General features: G+C 48.7%; 17 protein-coding genes. 2 read left to right on the forward strand and 15 right to left on the reverse strand.

The window, feature by feature from the left end:
• Positions 1-64: 64 nt before the first annotated feature.
• The 9 genes from WKT05_RS04135 to rpsB all read right to left on the reverse strand — a co-directional run bounded on the left by WKT05_RS04135 (position 65) and on the right by rpsB (position 10694).
• Entirely contained in the window at positions 65-4279 is a 4215-nt protein-coding gene (locus WKT05_RS04135; protein WP_340413016.1) for a PolC-type DNA polymerase III, read from the reverse strand.
• Positions 4276-5334 (reverse strand): flavodoxin-dependent (E)-4-hydroxy-3-methylbut-2-enyl-diphosphate synthase, encoded by a 1059-nt coding sequence (ispG, locus tag WKT05_RS04140; protein WP_340413017.1) that lies wholly within the window; start codon positions 5332-5334, stop codon positions 4276-4278. The genes WKT05_RS04135 and ispG overlap by 4 nt, the downstream gene beginning before the upstream one ends.
• 8 nt (positions 5335-5342) lie before the next feature.
• Positions 5343-6341, reverse strand: coding sequence for an RIP metalloprotease RseP (gene rseP / locus WKT05_RS04145; RefSeq protein WP_340413018.1), 999 nt, complete (start codon positions 6339-6341; stop codon positions 5343-5345).
• An 8-nt stretch (positions 6342-6349) separates the two neighbouring features.
• Positions 6350-7120: a phosphatidate cytidylyltransferase gene (locus WKT05_RS04150; RefSeq protein ID WP_340413019.1), complete on the reverse strand. Its 771-nt coding sequence runs from the start codon at positions 7118-7120 to the stop codon at positions 6350-6352.
• Entirely contained in the window at positions 7121-7834 is a 714-nt protein-coding gene (locus WKT05_RS04155) for an isoprenyl transferase (protein ID WP_340413020.1), read from the reverse strand.
• A 50-nt stretch (positions 7835-7884) separates the two neighbouring features.
• Positions 7885-8445 carry a ribosome recycling factor gene (frr, locus tag WKT05_RS04160; RefSeq protein ID WP_215508531.1) on the reverse strand — a complete coding sequence of 187 codons (561 nt, stop codon included), beginning with the start codon at positions 8443-8445 and terminating at the stop codon, positions 7885-7887.
• A gap of 12 nt (positions 8446-8457) precedes the next feature.
• Positions 8458-9165 (reverse strand): UMP kinase, encoded by a 708-nt coding sequence (pyrH, locus tag WKT05_RS04165; RefSeq protein WP_340413021.1) that lies wholly within the window; start codon positions 9163-9165, stop codon positions 8458-8460.
• Positions 9166-9178: 13 nt separating this feature from the next.
• Positions 9179-9823, reverse strand: coding sequence for a translation elongation factor Ts (gene tsf, locus WKT05_RS04170; protein WP_215508533.1), 645 nt, complete (start codon positions 9821-9823; stop codon positions 9179-9181).
• Positions 9824-9902: 79 nt separating this feature from the next.
• Positions 9903-10694: a 30S ribosomal protein S2 gene (gene rpsB, locus WKT05_RS04175; RefSeq protein ID WP_215508534.1), complete on the reverse strand. Its 792-nt coding sequence runs from the start codon at positions 10692-10694 to the stop codon at positions 9903-9905.
• Between the two features lie 186 nt (positions 10695-10880).
• Between rpsB and WKT05_RS04180 the strand changes: the two genes are divergently transcribed.
• Positions 10881-12107 carry an aminopeptidase gene (locus WKT05_RS04180; RefSeq protein WP_340413022.1) on the forward strand — a complete coding sequence of 409 codons (1227 nt, stop codon included), beginning with the start codon at positions 10881-10883 and terminating at the stop codon, positions 12105-12107.
• A 94-nt stretch (positions 12108-12201) separates the two neighbouring features.
• Here WKT05_RS04180 and rpmF read toward each other — a convergent pair whose 3' ends face one another.
• From rpmF to WKT05_RS04195, 3 genes are all read right to left on the reverse strand, one after another.
• Positions 12202-12390: a 50S ribosomal protein L32 gene (gene rpmF / locus WKT05_RS04185; protein WP_077075207.1), complete on the reverse strand. Its 189-nt coding sequence runs from the start codon at positions 12388-12390 to the stop codon at positions 12202-12204.
• A gap of 17 nt (positions 12391-12407) precedes the next feature.
• Positions 12408-12917 (reverse strand): YceD family protein, encoded by a 510-nt coding sequence (locus WKT05_RS04190; RefSeq protein WP_340413024.1) that lies wholly within the window; start codon positions 12915-12917, stop codon positions 12408-12410.
• Between the two features lie 64 nt (positions 12918-12981).
• Positions 12982-14172 (reverse strand): acetate kinase, encoded by a 1191-nt coding sequence (locus WKT05_RS04195; protein WP_340413025.1) that lies wholly within the window; start codon positions 14170-14172, stop codon positions 12982-12984.
• Between the two features lie 92 nt (positions 14173-14264).
• On the opposite strand from WKT05_RS04195, the gene WKT05_RS04200 reads away from it, so the two are divergent.
• Entirely contained in the window at positions 14265-15383 is a 1119-nt protein-coding gene (locus WKT05_RS04200; RefSeq protein WP_340413026.1) for a nucleotidyltransferase family protein, read from the forward strand.
• 30 nt (positions 15384-15413) lie between these two features.
• Here WKT05_RS04200 and WKT05_RS04205 read toward each other — a convergent pair whose 3' ends face one another.
• The 3 genes from WKT05_RS04205 to rsmD are packed head-to-tail and all read right to left on the reverse strand — an operon-like array spanning position 15414 to position 16889.
• Entirely contained in the window at positions 15414-15848 is a 435-nt protein-coding gene (locus tag WKT05_RS04205) for an ATPase (protein WP_340413027.1), read from the reverse strand.
• A 3-nt stretch (positions 15849-15851) separates the two neighbouring features.
• Entirely contained in the window at positions 15852-16331 is a 480-nt protein-coding gene (gene coaD, locus WKT05_RS04210; RefSeq protein ID WP_340413028.1) for a pantetheine-phosphate adenylyltransferase, read from the reverse strand.
• A 3-nt stretch (positions 16332-16334) separates the two neighbouring features.
• Positions 16335-16889: a 16S rRNA (guanine(966)-N(2))-methyltransferase RsmD gene (gene rsmD, locus WKT05_RS04215; RefSeq protein ID WP_215508541.1), complete on the reverse strand. Its 555-nt coding sequence runs from the start codon at positions 16887-16889 to the stop codon at positions 16335-16337.
• Positions 16890-16912: the final 23 nt, after the last annotated feature.

Genomic DNA, 16912 nt, shown 5'->3' on the forward strand with positions numbered 1-16912 from the left:
TCCCATAAAAAACTAGAGTGGTGGACCCACTCTAGTTCTACTCGTCTATCTTTTCTTTAGTATATCACATTTTGCCACTATCGCCAATAAGATCCAGCAGGCTTAACTGGTTATCTTTCGGGATTCCGTCGAGGGCGCCGTGGGCCTTTAGGGTTTCCACGACGGTTTTCGACGCGCCGCTTCGTTTAACCATGTCTTCTACGGAAAGAAAGGCTTGTTCGTTCATGGCCTTGTAGATTTCTTTGGCCACCGTGTGCCCGATTCCCTGAAGGGAGCTAATGGGCAAAAGCACCTTGCCTTCGTAGACGGAAAATTTCGAGTAGTGGGATGCGCCTAAATGGATGGGCTCGAATTCAAAGCCTCGCGCCATCATTTCCAGTACAACTTTTAAAATGGGAATTTCCGATAATTCCGCTTTTGTCGCCTCGTCATTTCCCTCGATCCATTCCACACGCTTCTTGACGGCATCAAAGCCTTGGACCAAAATATCGCCGTTTAGATCCGAAAGCTTTGTGGTGAAGTAAGCAGCGTAAAAGGCCAGAGGGTAGTGGACCTTGTACCAAGCAATGCGCAGACTGGTCATGACGTAGGCCACGGCGTGGGCGCGGGGAAACATGTACTTGATCTTTTCGCAACTTTCAAAGTACCAACTCGGTACATCCAAGGTCTTCAACACGTCCATGTATTTTTCCGGAAGGCCCCGTCCTTTACGCACGGCCTCCATAGTATCGAAGGCCACTTTATTTTCGGCTCCGGCTACGATCAAGTAGTTCATAATATCTTCCCGCGTACTGATGACTTCGGAAATCGTCGCCTTGTTGGAGTGAACCAGGTCCTGTGCATTGCCCGTCCATACGTCGGTGCCGTGGGAAAGGCCTGAAATATTTACGAGCTCGCCGAAGGTAGAGGGCTTCGTATCCATAAGCATGCGCACGACAAAATCTGTGCCGAACTCGGGAATCCCCAAAGTGCCTGTAGACGACGAGAAAACGGACTCGTCGACCTTTAAAGCGTCGGCGGATGTAAACAGACTCATAACGTCGGGATCGTCCATGGGAATGTCTTCCATGGCTACGCCGGTTAAATCTTCCAACATACGAAGAATCGTAGGCGCATCGTGGCCGAGAATGTCAAGTTTTAAAATATTTTCACTAATGGAGTGGTAGTCGAAGTGCGTGGTGATGACATTCTTCTTCTTTTCATCCGCCGGGTACTGAATGGGGGTGAAGTGATGAATGTCCTCATCCTTCGGCACCACCATAATGCCGCCGGGGTGTTGGCCGCTTGTGCGCTTGACTCCTTCGATGCCCTTGGCCAGACGCAGGATCTCCACGGGATTTTTTTGAATATTATTTTCTTCGGTAAACTTTTTGACCAGCCCGAAGGCGGTCTTTTCCGCCAAGGTGCCGATGGTGCCGGCGCGGAAAACAAAGCCTTCGCCAAAGTAATCTTCGATAAATTTGTGGGCGGTAGGCTGGTATTCCCCTGCGAAGTTTAAGTCGATGTCGGGCTCTTTATCGCCGTAAAAACCCAAAAAGACTTCGAATGGAATTTTATGACCTTCGCGAATCAATGGCTCGCCGCAGACCGGACAGTTTTTCTTTGGTAAATCGAATCCGGTGCTCACTTTCCCGTCGTCGATAAATTCGCTGTGCTTGCATTTGCCGCAGACATAATGGGGCATGAGGGGATTGACTTCCGTAATGCCCGTCATGGTGGCGACAAAGGAAGAGCCTACAGAGCCCCGTGAGCCGACGTAATAGCCGTCGGCGTTGGATTTTTGCACAAGCTGCTGGGCGATCTTGTACATGACGGCATAGCCGTTTCCGATAATACTTTCCAGCTCCGTGTTCAGACGATCTTCTACAATTTTCGGTAGGGGATCGCCGTAGATTTCCCGCGCCCGATTAAAGGCATCGGCCTTGAGATCCACATCGGCATTTTTAATTTTCGGCGGGTATTTTCCCGAAGGAATGGGAGGAAATACCTCGATGGCTTCTGCAATCATCTTGGGATTGTCGATGACAATGGCCTCGGCATCGTCGCCTAAAAAAGAGAAGGCGTTAAGCATCTCTTCGGTGGTCATAAAATAGGCCTTACCATTTGTAAAGGGGCGGCCACGGAATTTCGAATATTCCAAAATTTCCAAGAACTCGGCATCTTCAGCATTCATATAACGAACGTCCGACGAGGCGACGACGGGAATGTCCAAGCTTTTGGCTAATTCCATTAGATCGCGGATCATGGCTTGTCCGTCTTCTTCGCTTCGCAACAGGCCGTCGGCAAAGGCCCGCTCGTAGCGCGCAACGGGCGCCACTTCAATGTAATCCAAGGTCGATGCGATGTGCTTTAATTCCTCATGGGAGGCGCCGCGCAGGTAGGCATCGATTAATTCACCCTCTTCTCCCCCGGATCCGAGAATAAAGTCCTCTTTCGATTTCATAATTTCCGACTTCAGCATTCGTGCCGTTCTGAAGAAATGATCCATATGGGAGGCGGAAATTAAATGGTACATGGCCATAAGACCTTGTAGGTTTTTCGGGAAAATCGTGAGCTTGGTCGGGAAGGTTTTTTCCGGCGACTCGGGCTTTAATCGGTTCAAATCTTGAGGCTTCTCCACGCCGACTTTTGCCGCCAAAGCCTGAAGCTGAATAAACAATTCCGCCGTGGCCTCTGCGTCGTTCACGGCGCGGTGTGCACCTTGCAGATTAATGCCGAAGCGCTTTGCCAAGGTACCTAATTTATAATTTTTAACTTGAATATCCAAAGACCTGGCCAAAAGCAGCGTGTCGATGGTGGCATAAGGCACCTTCCCCTTTCGTCTGAACTCGATAAATCTGGAGTCGAAGGAAGCATTGTGTGCCACTAAAATGCTGTCGCCGATAAATGCTTCAAAGCGCGGCAGCACCACATCGATGGGATCGGCGTCTGCCACCATGTCGTTTGTAATATGGGTCAACTCCACGACCCGCGGCGGAATCGGTTGCATGGGGTTGACGAAGGTGGAAAAGCGATCCACGATGCGGCCGTCTTGAATTTTCACGGCCCCGATCTCAGTCACTTCGTCGAAACGTGGCGAAAAGCCGGTGGTCTCCAAGTCGAAGACCACATAGCTACTTCCGTATTGAGCCTCGCCGGGATTTTTAAAGATGCACTCTTCGTCGTCGACCACATCGGCATCCACGCCGTAGAGAATGCGAATGTCGTGTTTTTTTGCCGCACTCATGGCATCGGGATAGCCTTGTACCACATTGTCGTCGGTAATGGCAATGGCCTCGTGACCCCAGGCCTTGGCCTGCTTCGCAAACTCGTCGATGGTATTGGTGCCGTCCATATTGCTCATTTTTGTGTGAACGTGCAGTTCGATCCGCTTTCTTTCGCTTCGATCTTCCCGCTTTTGTGCGGACGATGGCTTCATGTTTCGCCCCATAATGCTTTCTGTGCGATCGAAGCTGTCGAAATCATACTTCCCGTGGATGCAGACGGTCTTTCCCTTGGAGAAGGTGCGAGCAAAAGCTTCGGCTTCCTGATTTTTAACAAAGGCCTTTACCTTCGTGCTGTCCGTTCCGTCGTAAACGGAGAGGATAAAGAGGGTTTTGTCGTTTTTTACAGGTCGTTCGTCGAAGTCAAAAACCGATCCCATAATGGTTACCATCTCGCCGACGCGGCATTGTGCCAGAGGCGTCGGCGCTTCAAATTTATTTTTTCCGTAATGGTAGACCTCGTCGCCCTTATCCCTGTCTTTTACAGGAGGGCTTTCGATTTTTATATCGTCGCAAAAGACGGATTCCTCGCTTTCGATCATCTCCTCTAAAACCTTAAATTCACATTCCCCCGCTGCACATTCGCATTCCAGAAAGTAGTGTGTGCCGGTAAACTCCTCCAATCGATTTTCGATTTCCATGGACTGAAGGGTTTTTTCCACCGTGGCATTGGGGACTTTTAGGGTGATGCGGCTTTCATTCATCGAAAAACATGCCCTCTCCAGCCAGGCTTCCGACGAAATAATCGAAGTCTTCAGAAAATGAAAGATCTCATCTTCAGAATACTCTTTCATCTCCCGCTTCTTCTCTAAGTAGTGCACTTCGATGGATAAGGTTGGATAACACGCCGTAAGAAGCGATTCAAATGACTCACGCCAATCTCCTGCTTCACAATCCATCACCAAGGCCATACCGGACTTATCCCGCTGATAGACCACTTTTTTTACGGGCAGGGATTTTTCTAAAATAAAATCCATCAGGTTACGCTCTGATGGATGGTTGTTTTGTTCGATCACCGATGATCCCTTTCTATTAACTCGATTAAAGCATCTAAGAGTTTCGACTCTTCGACGGTTTTGACGATTTCGCCTTTTTTGAAGATCACGCCGCGGCCGTTGCCGCCGGTAATGCCGTAATCCGCTTCTCGTGCCTCGCCGGGGCCGTTGACGCGGCAACCCATAATGGCGATTTTTCCTTCAAAGTTTAAAGACTTAAAGCGGTCTTCAGCGGATTCAACCAAATGAATCAGATCGATTTCCGTGCGGCCGCAGGTGGGACAGGCGACGATGTCGATGCCTTCCTGCCTTAAGCCCAGGCTTTGAAGGATGGCCTTGGCGCAGTACACTTCATCGACGGGATCCCCTGTTAAGGAGACGCGCATGGTATCGCCAATGCCTTCTTCAAGTAAGGTGCCCATGCCTACCGAGGATTTGACGATGCCGTTCATGCCGGCGCCGGCTTCGGTAATGCCAAGATGAAGTGGATAGTCGCTGACGCGGGAAAATTCCCGATAGCTTTCGATGGACTGACGCACGTCCGATGATTTTAAGGAGACCTTAATGGCGTCGAAACCGAATTTTTCCAGTGTGGCGATTTCATCGAGGGCCGATTCCACGATGGACTTCGGATTCACGCCCCTGTATTTTTCAATAAAAGCAGGCTTCACGGAACCGGAATTGACGCCGATACGAATGGAGACGTTCCGCGCCTTTGCCGCTTCCGCCACTTCTTTTACCTTCCATGCCTCGCCGATGTTTCCCGGATTGATGCGCAGGCCGTGGACGCCGTGTTCCAAGGCATAAAGGGCCAAGCGATGGTCGAATTGAATGTCGGCAATAACCGGAATGGAAATAGCGGGAATGATTCGGTCCAAAGCCTCGGCATCTTCCGAATCGTTGACCGCCACGCGAATAATGTCGCAACCGGCTTTTTCCAATCGATGAATTTGATCGATGGTGGAAATTGCGTCCTTTGTTTTCGTATTGGTCATGGACTGAATGCTTACCGGAGCGCCGCCGCCGATTAATACGTCGCCGACAGCAATCTGTCTCGTATGTTTAGACAAGTTCATCGTCCTTTCTAGTGGATAAATCGTGCAATATCGCCGAAAATCGTCACGTAAATCATAAGGGCAAAAAGCAAAACGAAGCTCGCCACGGAAAGGCCTTGCTCGATTCGTTCATTTAAGGGCTTGCCGATGATTCCCTCGATCAAAAGGAACACGAGTTTTCCGCCGTCGAGAGCCGGAATGGGAAGCAGGTTCATAAAGCCCAGGTTCGCCGAAATATAAGCCGTAATAAAAAGAAGGGAGGCAAAACCGTATTTCGCCGAATCGCCGATGACTTTCACCACGCCGACGGGACCGGACAAATTATCGATGCTCAGGCTTCCCGTAAATAATTTACCCAAAACATCGAAGATCGTTACGATGACCTTCCCCGTCATTTTAAATCCGTCGCCAATGGCCTTTGCCGGATGCTTTTCGCTGGTAGGCTGAATGCCAACAATGGAGCGGCCGTCTTTTTCCACGGGCTTTACGGAAAAAGAGAGGTCTTTTCCTTGGCGATGAATGGTGATGGTTACGGGCTTTTTAGAAGCGGCCACGGTCTTTGAAAAATGATCCCAGTCTTCGATGGGCTTTCCGTCAATGGAGCGAATCTCATCCCCTTTTTGAATTCCGGCTGTAGCCGCCGGAGAGTCGGGAAGCACCTTGTCGACGGTTCGCGTGGGATAGCCGGTAATTAAGAGAAAAAGGGAAAAGGCGACGATGGCCAAGACAAAATTCATGCCGGCGCCGCTTACAATAACTGCCGCGCGCTTTAGAAGGCTTGCGTTATTAAACGACCGAGGGTCATCCGATGCCGACTCCTCCCCTTCCATGGCCACATAGCCGCCGATGGGCAGGGCCCGCAGGCTGTATTGTGTTTCTTCTGTCTCTTTTTTATAAATTAAAGGTCCCATGCCGATAGCGTACTCATTGACGCGAATGCCCACGGCCTTTGCAACGGCAAAATGACCGAATTCGTGTATGGCGATAATCAGTACAAAGACAAATAGTGAACCGAAAAGGGTCGTCATATAACCTCCTAAAGTGCGAAGTGGTACAAAATATAAACCATGGGAATGATTAATAGCATGCTGTCGAAGCGATCCATGAATCCACCATGGCCCGGTAAAAAGTTCCCGAAGTCTTTGATCCCCGTGGCGCGTTTGATTTTCGATGCAAATAAATCGCCGAGCTGTGACGTTACCGAAGCCAGTCCGATAAACAGACCGTGAAGGTAAGTAACCGGAATGTCGACAACCATACAGTAGATTAGTCCGCAGATCAGTGCGCCGATAACGCCGCCCAATGCTCCTTCCACGGTTTTATTCGGACTGATGGAAGGACAAAGTTTGTGTTTCCCAAAAGCCATTCCCGTCAAATAGGCGAAGGTGTCCGTGGCAATGGCTATGACAAAGACTAAGTAAAGGTAATTTGTCTTATCCAATGACATGAGTGGAAACAAAAAGGTGGGCACATAGATCAGAATTAAGGCTGAAATCCCCATGTCTTCGATGGTAAATTGATCTTCTTTTAAATAATAGAGAATGAGAAAAAATAAGGGAATGGTGAAGGCGACAAACCAAGGCCAACCGCGCTCAAAGACCACAAAGTGAAAGGCACAGGCCAAGTGAATGTAGTGTTCGGGAATTTCCTTCCCCTTGTGTTTAAAAGCGCCGATTAATTCGTGGCACAGCACCAATGAAAAAAACAGCACGGCAAAGTGCAGCACACGTCCGCCGAAAAAGAGAATCGTCCCTAAGAGGGCGAGCAGCACCAAACCCGTCATCGTTCGTTTTAACAGATTACTCAATTATACGCCTCCAAATCGCCGGTCCCTGGTCTGATAATCGTCGATGGCGGTCTTTAATGTGTCCTCCGTGAAATCCGGCCACAAAATGTCCGAGAACCAAAATTCCGCGTAGGCCATTTGCCAAAGCATAAAATTGCTGACCCGAAGTTCGCCGCTGGGGCGAATCAATAAATCCAAAGGCGGTTGATTTTTCGTGTAAAGTTCCCTTTCGAATGCTTCTTTATTGATGGCTTCAACGGCGATTTCGCCGTCTTTCGCCTTTTGCGCCAATGCCTTTGCGGCGCGAAGGATTTCATCTTGACCGCCGTAATTTAAGCCGATATTTAATGTCAGCGCCTTATTGGATTCGGTGCGCCGTACGGCACCTAAGACCATGGCCTGCGTCTTTTCTCCCAAAGCCGAGGTGTCTCCCATAATATTAAGCTTCACGCCATTTTCGTCCAATTCGTCGATGTATTGATCGATGAAGGTGCGCAAAAGAAACATTAAGTTGGATACTTCCTGCTCCGGTCGCTTCCAGTTTTCAGTGGAAAAGGCGTAGAGGGAAAGGTAGGGAATATTTAATTTGTAGCAGGCCCTCACCACTTCTAATACCCGCTTTACGCCCTCTTTATGACCGTAGGTTCGGGGCAAATTACGTTTTTTGGCCCAACGGCCGTTGCCGTCCATGATGATGCCCAGGTGTTTGGGCATGGCTTTTTTATCAGAATCCATAATTTCTCCTAAAAAGAAAGAACCCCCGCAGGGGCCCTATTCAGTTGTATTTAAATTTCAAGTAATTCGTCTTCCTTAGCTTTCGCAATGGCGTCGATAGTTTTGACCGCATCGTCGATGACCTTTTGAATTTCTTCTTCATAATTTTTTTGGTCATCTTCGGAAATTTCCTTGTTCTTTTCCGCTTTCTTAATTAAATCAATGGCTTCGCGACGAATGTTACGAATGGCAACTTTCGATTGTTCGGCATCTTTTCCTACGACTTTAATCATGTCCTTGCGTCGCTCTTCCGTCAAAGCGGGAATTGCCAGGCGAATCAATTTACCGTCGTTGGAGGGATTTAATCCAAGATCCGACTTTAAGATTTCCTTTTCAATGGCGGGAATCAACGAAGCGTCCCACGGTTGAATGGTCAACAGACGCGCTTCCGGCGCCGTAATGCCGGCAACTTGATTTAAAGGCGTTTGTTGGCCGTAGGCTTCCACGGTAATCCGGTCTAAAAGAGAGGGATTGGCGCGGCCGGCACGAATGGATGCCAATTCTTCTTTTAAGCGATCGGCAGTCTTTTGCGTTTTGCTTTGAACTTCTTTTTTAATTTCGCTAAAATCCATACAAAATCCTCCTTATTCCACACGGGTCCCTAAATCCTTGCCCATGGCCGCATCGTAGAGATTGCTCGATTCATCGATGCCAAAGACAAGCAAGGGAATTTCATTATCCATGCATAGAGAAGTGGCTGTCGAATCCATAATTTTTAAATTCTTGCTTAAAATATCGAAATAAGACAAATTGTCGAATTTCACGGCGTCTTCGAAGAGGTTGGGATCGGAATCGTAAATGCCGTCGACGCCTTTTTTCGCCAGCAGAATCACTTCGGCGTCGATTTCCGCTGCGCGAAGGGCTGCCGTGGTGTCCGTGGAAAAATAGGGATTGCCGATGCCGCCGGAGAAAATGACCACACGGCCTTTTTCCAAGTGGCGAATGGCGCGGCGACGAATGTAGGGCTCTGCCACCTGCTTCATTTCGATGGCCGTCATGACGCGAGTCACCACGTCCATTTGCTCAAGGGCATCTTGAAGGGCCAATGCATTCATCACCGTGCCCAGCATGCCCATGTAATCGGATGTAGCACGGTCCATGTCCTTGCTGTCGCGACCACGCCAGAAATTGCCGCCGCCGACGACGATGCAGGTTTCCACACCGGCTTCGGAGATGCGTTTAATTTCCGAGGCGAAGAGCCTGACTACGGAAGAATCGATACCGATTCCTTTTTCTCCCGCCATGGCTTCCCCACTGAGTTTTAAGACGATTCTCTTATATTTAGGTTCCATGGTCCGGTTCCGATTATTGCATTTGCTTTGCGACTTCTTCTGCAAAGTCTTCGGAGCGTTTTTCCATGCCTTCGCCGACTTCATAGCGGCAGAAGCGACGGATGCTGATCTTTTCGCCGATTTTTGCAATCAGTTCGGTTAATAATTCGTTAACGGTTTTGTCGCCGTCTTTAATGAAGGGTTGATCCAAAAGGACGATTTCTTTGTAGAATTTTTCCAAACGGCCTTCGACCATTTTTTCTACAATGTGTTCCGGTTTACCTTCATTTAACGCTTGTTCCTTTAATACGGCACGTTCGTGTTCCAATTCAGCTTGGGGCACTTCGTCGCGGGTAACGTATTTCGGATTGACGGCGGCAACTTGCATGGCCATGTCGCGTACGAATTCTCTGAAGTCTTCGTTTTTAGCGACAAAATCGGTTTCGGAGTTGACTTCGATGAGTACGCCGATGCGGTTGTTGTGGATGTAGCTTTCGACAATCCCTTCAGCGGCGATGCGATCGCTCTTCTTGGCGACCTTGCTTAAGCCTTGTTCTCTGAGGATGTCGGCGGCGCGATCGATGTCACCGTTGGATTCCTTTAATGCCTTTTTGCAGTCCATCATGCCTGCGCCGGATTTGTCTCTTAATTCTTTTACCATTTTTGCAGAAATTTCCATTTTACAGTCCCCTTTCAGATACGAGTTGCACTCTCAAAAAAATAAGAGTTCTAATGGCTCAGAACTCTTATAATTTACCTTATTCTTGTTCTTTTGTATCAGCCGCACTATCCGTGATTTGATTTTCAGTTTCTTCAGATGCTTCAGGCGCTTCCGCAACTTCAGCTTCTTCTTCAGCGTGGTCTTGAGCCCCTTGTTTACCTTCGAGAACGGCATTGGCCATGGTTTCCGTAATTAATTTTACGGCACGAATGGCGTCGTCGTTGCCGGGGATGGGGAAATCCAATTCATCGGGATCGCAGTTGGTGTCGAGAATACCGACGATGGGAATACCGAGCTTTTGAGCTTCTTTAACGGCGATATTTTCTTTCTTCGGATCGACGACATACATGACATCGGGCAGACCGTTCATGTCTTTAATGCCGCCTAAGAATTTTTCAAGACGTTCTCTTTCGTGACGAAGGCCGATAACTTCCTTCTTGGGAAGAACGTCGAAGCGTCCGTCTGTTTCCATTTCTTCTAAATCTTTCAGACGGGCAATTCTTTTCTTTATGGTTTGATAGTTGGTGAGAAGACCGCCTAACCAACGTTGGTTAATGTAGAATTCTCCGCAACGCTTTGCTTCTTTTTCGATGGCATCTTGCGCTTGCTTTTTGGTACCGACAAATAATACTTGTCCGCCGTTTTGAGCGGTTTCACGAACGAAATCGTAGGCTTCTTCGATTTTGCCCACGGTTTTTTGTAAATCGATAATGTAAATACCGTTACGTTCGGTGAAGATGTATTTCTTCATCTTCGGGTTCCATCTTCTGGTTTGGTGACCAAAGTGTACGCCGGCTTCAAGCAGGCTCTTCATAGATACTACAGACATATTACCTCCAAATGTTTTTTCCTCCACAGCCCGTATGAGCAAGGCGACCCTTAGGCAACGGCCAAGTTCTGAGGCTGTGTGCGTATTTGTACCGATATATTATAACATGGCCATCAAGGCCTTGCAAGAATCCTTTCCTCTTTTTCGCCGCCGGATTGTGGTATACTTTCAGAAAAAGGAGGAACTATGAATTTCAACGAACAACTAAATGCTTATGCTGAATTATTAATAAAAACAGGCCTTGCATTGCAAAAGGGACAAGATCTAGTGATCCGAAGCCCCATCGAGGGAAGGGACTTGGTCGTCGCCTGTACCGAAGCGGCCTACGCCCAAGGCGCTAACGATGTGCGCGTCATTTGGTCCGACGACGACCTCACTCTTTTAAAATACCAACACGCGCCCGATGATGTATTGAACACGGTACATGATTTTGATACGGCCTTGTACCGCCATTATATTACCAGCGGCGCCGCCTTTTTGTCCTTCACGGGATCGGATCCCGATTTATTAAAACAAATCGATCCCCACAAGCTTCAAGCAGCTTCTATGAGCCGTTCAAAAGCCATGCGCTTTTATTCCGAAGCCATTATGAAGGATGAAAATCCCTGGACGGTGGCCGGCATCGCCACCAAGGCATGGGCGAAGAAAGTGTATCCCGATGCCGACACAGAAAATGCCGTAAAAAATTTGTGGCAGGCGATTTTCGACATGTCCCGCGTCTCTGAAACAACCATCGCCGATTGGAAAGAACACACGACGACGGTGGACGGACAGGCCAAAAAGCTCACCGAGGCCGCGTACCGCTCCCTTCACTACAAAAACAGCTTGGGAACGGATTTAACGATCACGCTACCCGAAGGCCATATTTGGGCCGGCGGCGGCTCCACCCTGCCCGACGGTCGCTACTTTGTGGCAAATATTCCTACGGAAGAAGTCTTTACCCTTCCCCACCGCATGGGAGTCGACGGCATCGTCTACGCCTCCATGCCCCTGGCTTACAACGGCAATGTCATCGATCACTTCTGGTTGCGATTTAAAGACGGACAGGTCGTGGATTTCGATGCCGAAAAAGGAAAAGATGTGCTGGCACGGTTGTTGGACACCGATGAAGGGGCTCGCCACTTAGGTGAGGTGGCCCTCGTTCCCTACGACTCGCCTATTTCCAATCGCAACCAATTGTTTTTCAACACCCTTTACGACGAAAACGCCTCCTGCCACTTGGCTCTTGGCAAGGCCTATCCCACCAATTTAAAGGGCGGCGGCGATTTAGATCGTGAGGCTCTTTTAGAGCGAGGCGCCAACGACAGTTTGATCCATGTTGACTTCATGGTAGGTACGTCGGATCTTTCGATTACGGCGACGACATTAGAAGGAGATGAAGTGCCCATATTTGTAGACGGCAATTGGGCATAAAAAGGACGCCGTAAGGTGACCAAAACAAAACCCCCGGCTTAACCGGGGGCTTTTAAATACAAGAAAAGCTTCCGAAAAATCGGAAGCTTTTTTCTTATACTTCTTCAGAAGTTGCGATAACTTCTTTACCATCGTAGTAACCACAGCTCGGGCAAATACGGTGGGGCAACTTCGCTTCGTGGCAATTGGGGCACTCAGCGACAGTCGTTTTATTCAGACGATAAGAAGATGCACGTCTCTTGTTTTTACGTTGTTTCGAAGTTTTACTCTTAGGTACTGCCATGTCTACACCTCCCTATCTTATGCTTTTTCATCGAATAGATTTTTCAAGGATTCAAAGGGGCTGATGCCTTCCGATTCACAATGGTGATCGGGATGTTCGTTTAAATCCTCACCACAGACCGGGCAAAGTCCCTTGCAATCATCATCACACAAAACCTTGATCGGCACGGATGTTATCACTTGCGAGAATACTATTTCCGCCAAAGGGAATTCATCCAGTGTACTGACGAGCAGAACATTTCCGTCGTCGTCCTCTTCCCCATTTGTGGTAACGACCACGCGGGATTCACTGTCGATGGTTTCTTCCACCGTCTTCAAACAGCGATCACAGGGGGTTTTAATGTCGTAGGTTACGCGAACATCGACTTCCAAATCGCCGTCGACTTTGTAAATGTCCATATCGTAGTCAACGGGATCCACGAAATCGAGACCATCCAAATCAAGCGGACTGTCTTCTTTCATCAGCTGACCCTCGACGTGTTTGTGGATGTCACTTCCTTGTAAAAAATCAGTAAATTCTCTACGCAAAGGTATCACCTCTAAAACTGCTGCAAGCTATTATATGACAAGAAATGGTCTCCTGTCAAGGAAATTAAACGAGTTTAGCCGTTTCCATGGCGATTTTCAATTCTTCGTTGGTGGGAATAACCAAAACGGGAATGGAGGAATCGTCGCTTGAGACGACGGCTTCTTTGCCGCGCATGTTGTTTTTATCGTGATCGAGCTTAATGCCTAAGGAAGACAAGCCGTCGATAACCCGTTCTCTCGTGGAAATGGAGTTTTCGCCGACGCCGGCCGTAAAGATGATGCCGTCGCAGTGATCCATTTCGGTTAAATAAGCGCCGATGAATTTGCGGACGCGGTTTTCGAAAATATCCAGTGCCAATTGTGCGCGATCGTTGCCCTTTTCAGCTGCTTCTTCCAAGTCTCTGAAGTCGCTGGAGACGCCACTGATGCCTAAGACACCGCTCTTTTTGTTCATTACATTGGACATTTCGTCGGTGGAGAGGTTTTCTTTGTCCATAATAAAGGGAACGATGGCCGGATCCATGTCGCCGGTACGGGTACCCATGGCCAAGCCTTCCAAGGGGGTGAAGCCCATGGTGGTGTCGTAGCATTTACCGCCGACGACGGCGCTGATGCTGGAGCCATTACCTAAGTGGCAGGTAATTAAGTTGACTTCATCGAGCTTTTTACCGAGCATTTCAGCGGCACGTCCTGTAATGTATTGGTGGCTGGTGCCGTGGAAGCCGTAGCGACGAACTTTGTATTTTTCGTAGTATTCGTAGGGAAGGGCATAAATGTAGTTTAATGCCGGAATGGTTTGGTGGAAAGCCGTGTCGAATACTGCGACCATGGGGATGTCGCCCATGATTTCTTTGCAGGCTTCGATACCGATAATGTTCGGCGGATTGTGCAGCGGTGCGATTTCTACATTGTCGTTAATGGCTTTCATGACCTTTTCGTCGATGATCACCGATTCGGCAAATGCTTCGCCGCCGTGGACGACGCGGTGGCCGACGGCATCGATTTCGTCTAAGCTCTTAACGGCGCCGTATTCGGCGTGTTTGAGAGAATCTAAGACGATTTTAAGGGCTGCCTTGTGATCGGAGAGCATTTCTTCGATGACGATTTCATCTTTGCCGGCTGCTTCGTATTTTACGCGGCCGCCTTCAATGCCGATTCGTTCCGCTAAGCCTTTTGCGAGAACCTTCTTATCTTCCATATCGATTAACTGGTATTTCAAAGAAGAGCTGCCACAGTTAATGACTAAAATTTTCATGTGTTTCCTCCTTAAGCATTTTCATTTTGACCGCAGTTATTATATCATATAATCGTTCTCTATCGAAGAAAAGTGAAGAAAAGGATTGAATCATGCCCTATGCACTTATCGTGGCGGAGACCAACCCCCTCCATTACGGCCATACTTATTTAATACAGCAGGCCAAAGAAAGCGGCTATGGCGTCGTGGTTTTAATGAGCGCCTCGTTTACGCAGAGGGGCCTGCCTGTGGTGACCGACAAATTTACCCGAGCCCGCGACCTTGTGGAAAACGGCGCCGATGTGGTAATCACTCACCCGGTGCAGTCGGCCACTTCCGGCGGCGAGTATTTTTCCTACGGGGCCATGGCCGTGGCGAGTAAGCTGCCCCTTGTGGACGCCGTGTTTTGCGGCACGGAGTTCGGCGACGAGACCACCTTTCACGCCATTTACGACTACGAAAAAACCGAACAATTTCATTCCCGGCTTAGGGCTTTCATGGAGAGCGGCGCATCCTACGCCGCAGCGTACAAGCAGGCCTTGGAAGTGGAAAAAACCTCTTGGGGACAGGTGTTTCAATCCAATGCCCTATTGGCCTACGGCTATTATAAAAGTTTGAAGCAGTTGGCACCGCAGGTTCCCCTCGTCATGGTGAAGCGCGCCTGCGATAAGGACCGTATACGCACCGCATCGGCCATTCGCGCCATGAGCGATGTAAGGGAGATGACAAAATTCTGTGCCGGATCCCCGCCTCAGTACAGGGAAACGGAGTTGGCGGACGCTTTATACCGATTTTATCGGGGCCTGTGGCTTTTAACTCCCATGGATCTTTCGGCCATGGCCGGCTACGAAGTAGGATTAGACAAGCGCATACTAGCTTGTATGCGAAAGGCCGCGACTTTTCGCGAATTTACGGAGCTGGTGAAGACTCGTCGCTATTCCCGCTGGCGCATCGCTCGCCTTCTGCTCCACGCTTCTCTCGCCATGGATCAAAAATCCATCGAGGATGCCATGGCCAGGCAACAGACCTTTCAGGTTTTGGCCTTTTCGGAGGCGGGCAAAAACTACCTTCGAGCGGCAAAAAAATCCTCCGTTACTCTTCTTTCCAATTTCAAACAAGTGAAAAAGTCTACCCTCGATGATCAAAAGTTTTTGGCCTATGAGGAAAAGGCCACGGATCTATGGAGCTTTTTGACCGCCGGGAAAATGGGGCGGGACTTTCGGGGCTTTTAAGCAAAGAAAAAACGGCGCGAGGCCGTTTTTTTAAAGCTCTTTTCTGTTTTCGTTAATGGTTTTAATCATGTTGGACAAGTGAACTTGGGTGTTTTCCAACATGCTGTCCACGTAGTCGCGAGCCGAAAGACGAATTTGATCCGATTCCAGTTCGGCGCGGTTCATGATTTCTCTGGCTTGTTCTTGAGCGGCGAGGGTAATTTCGTCTTCATTTACAAGCTTTTGTGCTTCCACATGGGCCGCCTGAATGATTTGTTTTGCCTGCATATTGGCTTCGTTGACTATTTCATCCTTGCGATCGCGAATGCTTTGGGCTTCGGCTAAATCTTGAGGAAATTGAGATTCGATTTGGTTTAAAAGTTCATTGACTTCTTCCTTATCGACCATCACTTTTCCCGTCAACGGGATGGTGGAACTCACTTCCAATAAATCTTTCAAATCTTCGATGTAACGCATAACTTCCATAAGCTACCTTCCTCTCACTTTCCTCTTCATTGCTTCTCCTACCACTTCCGGCACAAAAAGCGACGTGTCTCCATTAAACAAAGCCACTTCCCTGGCGAGGGAAGAGCTGATAAACAAATGCTCCTGCGTCGTCAACAGAAAGACGGTCTCCAAATTGGTTCCGTAATTTTTGTTGGCCATGGCGACGGTGTATTCGTTTTCGAAATCCGAATTGGACCTTAAACCCCGAACCACAGTAGAAATGTTTCTCTTTTTCGCATAATCCACCAGGAGTCCTTCGAAGTGATCCACTTCGATGTCCGTCTCCCCGTTAAGCGTCTCTCGCAACAGCGCCAGCCGCTCGTCTACGGTGAAGAAGCCCGGCTTTTTCTTATTATCCAATACGGCGACGACGACCTCTCCGAAAATGGCTTTTGCCCGTCGGATAATATCCAAGTGGCCGTAGGTGACCGGGTCGAAACTTCCGGCGTAAATGACTTTCAAATCCTAATCACAACTTTCATAAATCCAAATTTTTTTCTTACCATAGGTCTTTTCCCGCACCAAAGCCAAATGCTCGTAGTGGGAAAAAGTATATTCCTTCGGCGCCTCAAATACCAGGCGACCGCCTGAAGACAGTAGCCGATGCGCACCGATGGTTTGGGCTGCGCGGTCGTAAAAATCACGATTCGCATAGGGAGGATCGACGTATATGTAGTCGAATGCCATCTCTTCATTCACGGCAAGTTCGAGGCAGTGCTCGAATGATCCTTCCACTACCCTGCTCTTGTCATTATACCCTGTTATCTTTATATTTTCACGGGTAATTCGAATACTTTCTCGATGATTATCGCAAAACCACGCCGATGTTGCGCCGCGACTTAAAAACTCGATGCCCATATGACCGGTTCCGGAAAATAAATCCAAGACTGAAACCCCGCTAAAGGGGCCGTAGAGGAGATTAAACACATTTTCCTTAATACGATCTTCCGTGGGCCGAATGCGATCGCCTTTCGGCGTCTTTAATCGTTGTCCTTTTTTCTCTCCCGCAATGACGCGCATGGCCACTTCCCTTCAAATTTTAG

Source organism: Peptoniphilus sp. HCN-40583 (assembly GCF_037892835.1).
In the GTDB taxonomy this organism is placed as follows: domain Bacteria; phylum Bacillota; class Clostridia; order Tissierellales; family Peptoniphilaceae; genus Aedoeadaptatus; species Aedoeadaptatus rachelemmaiella.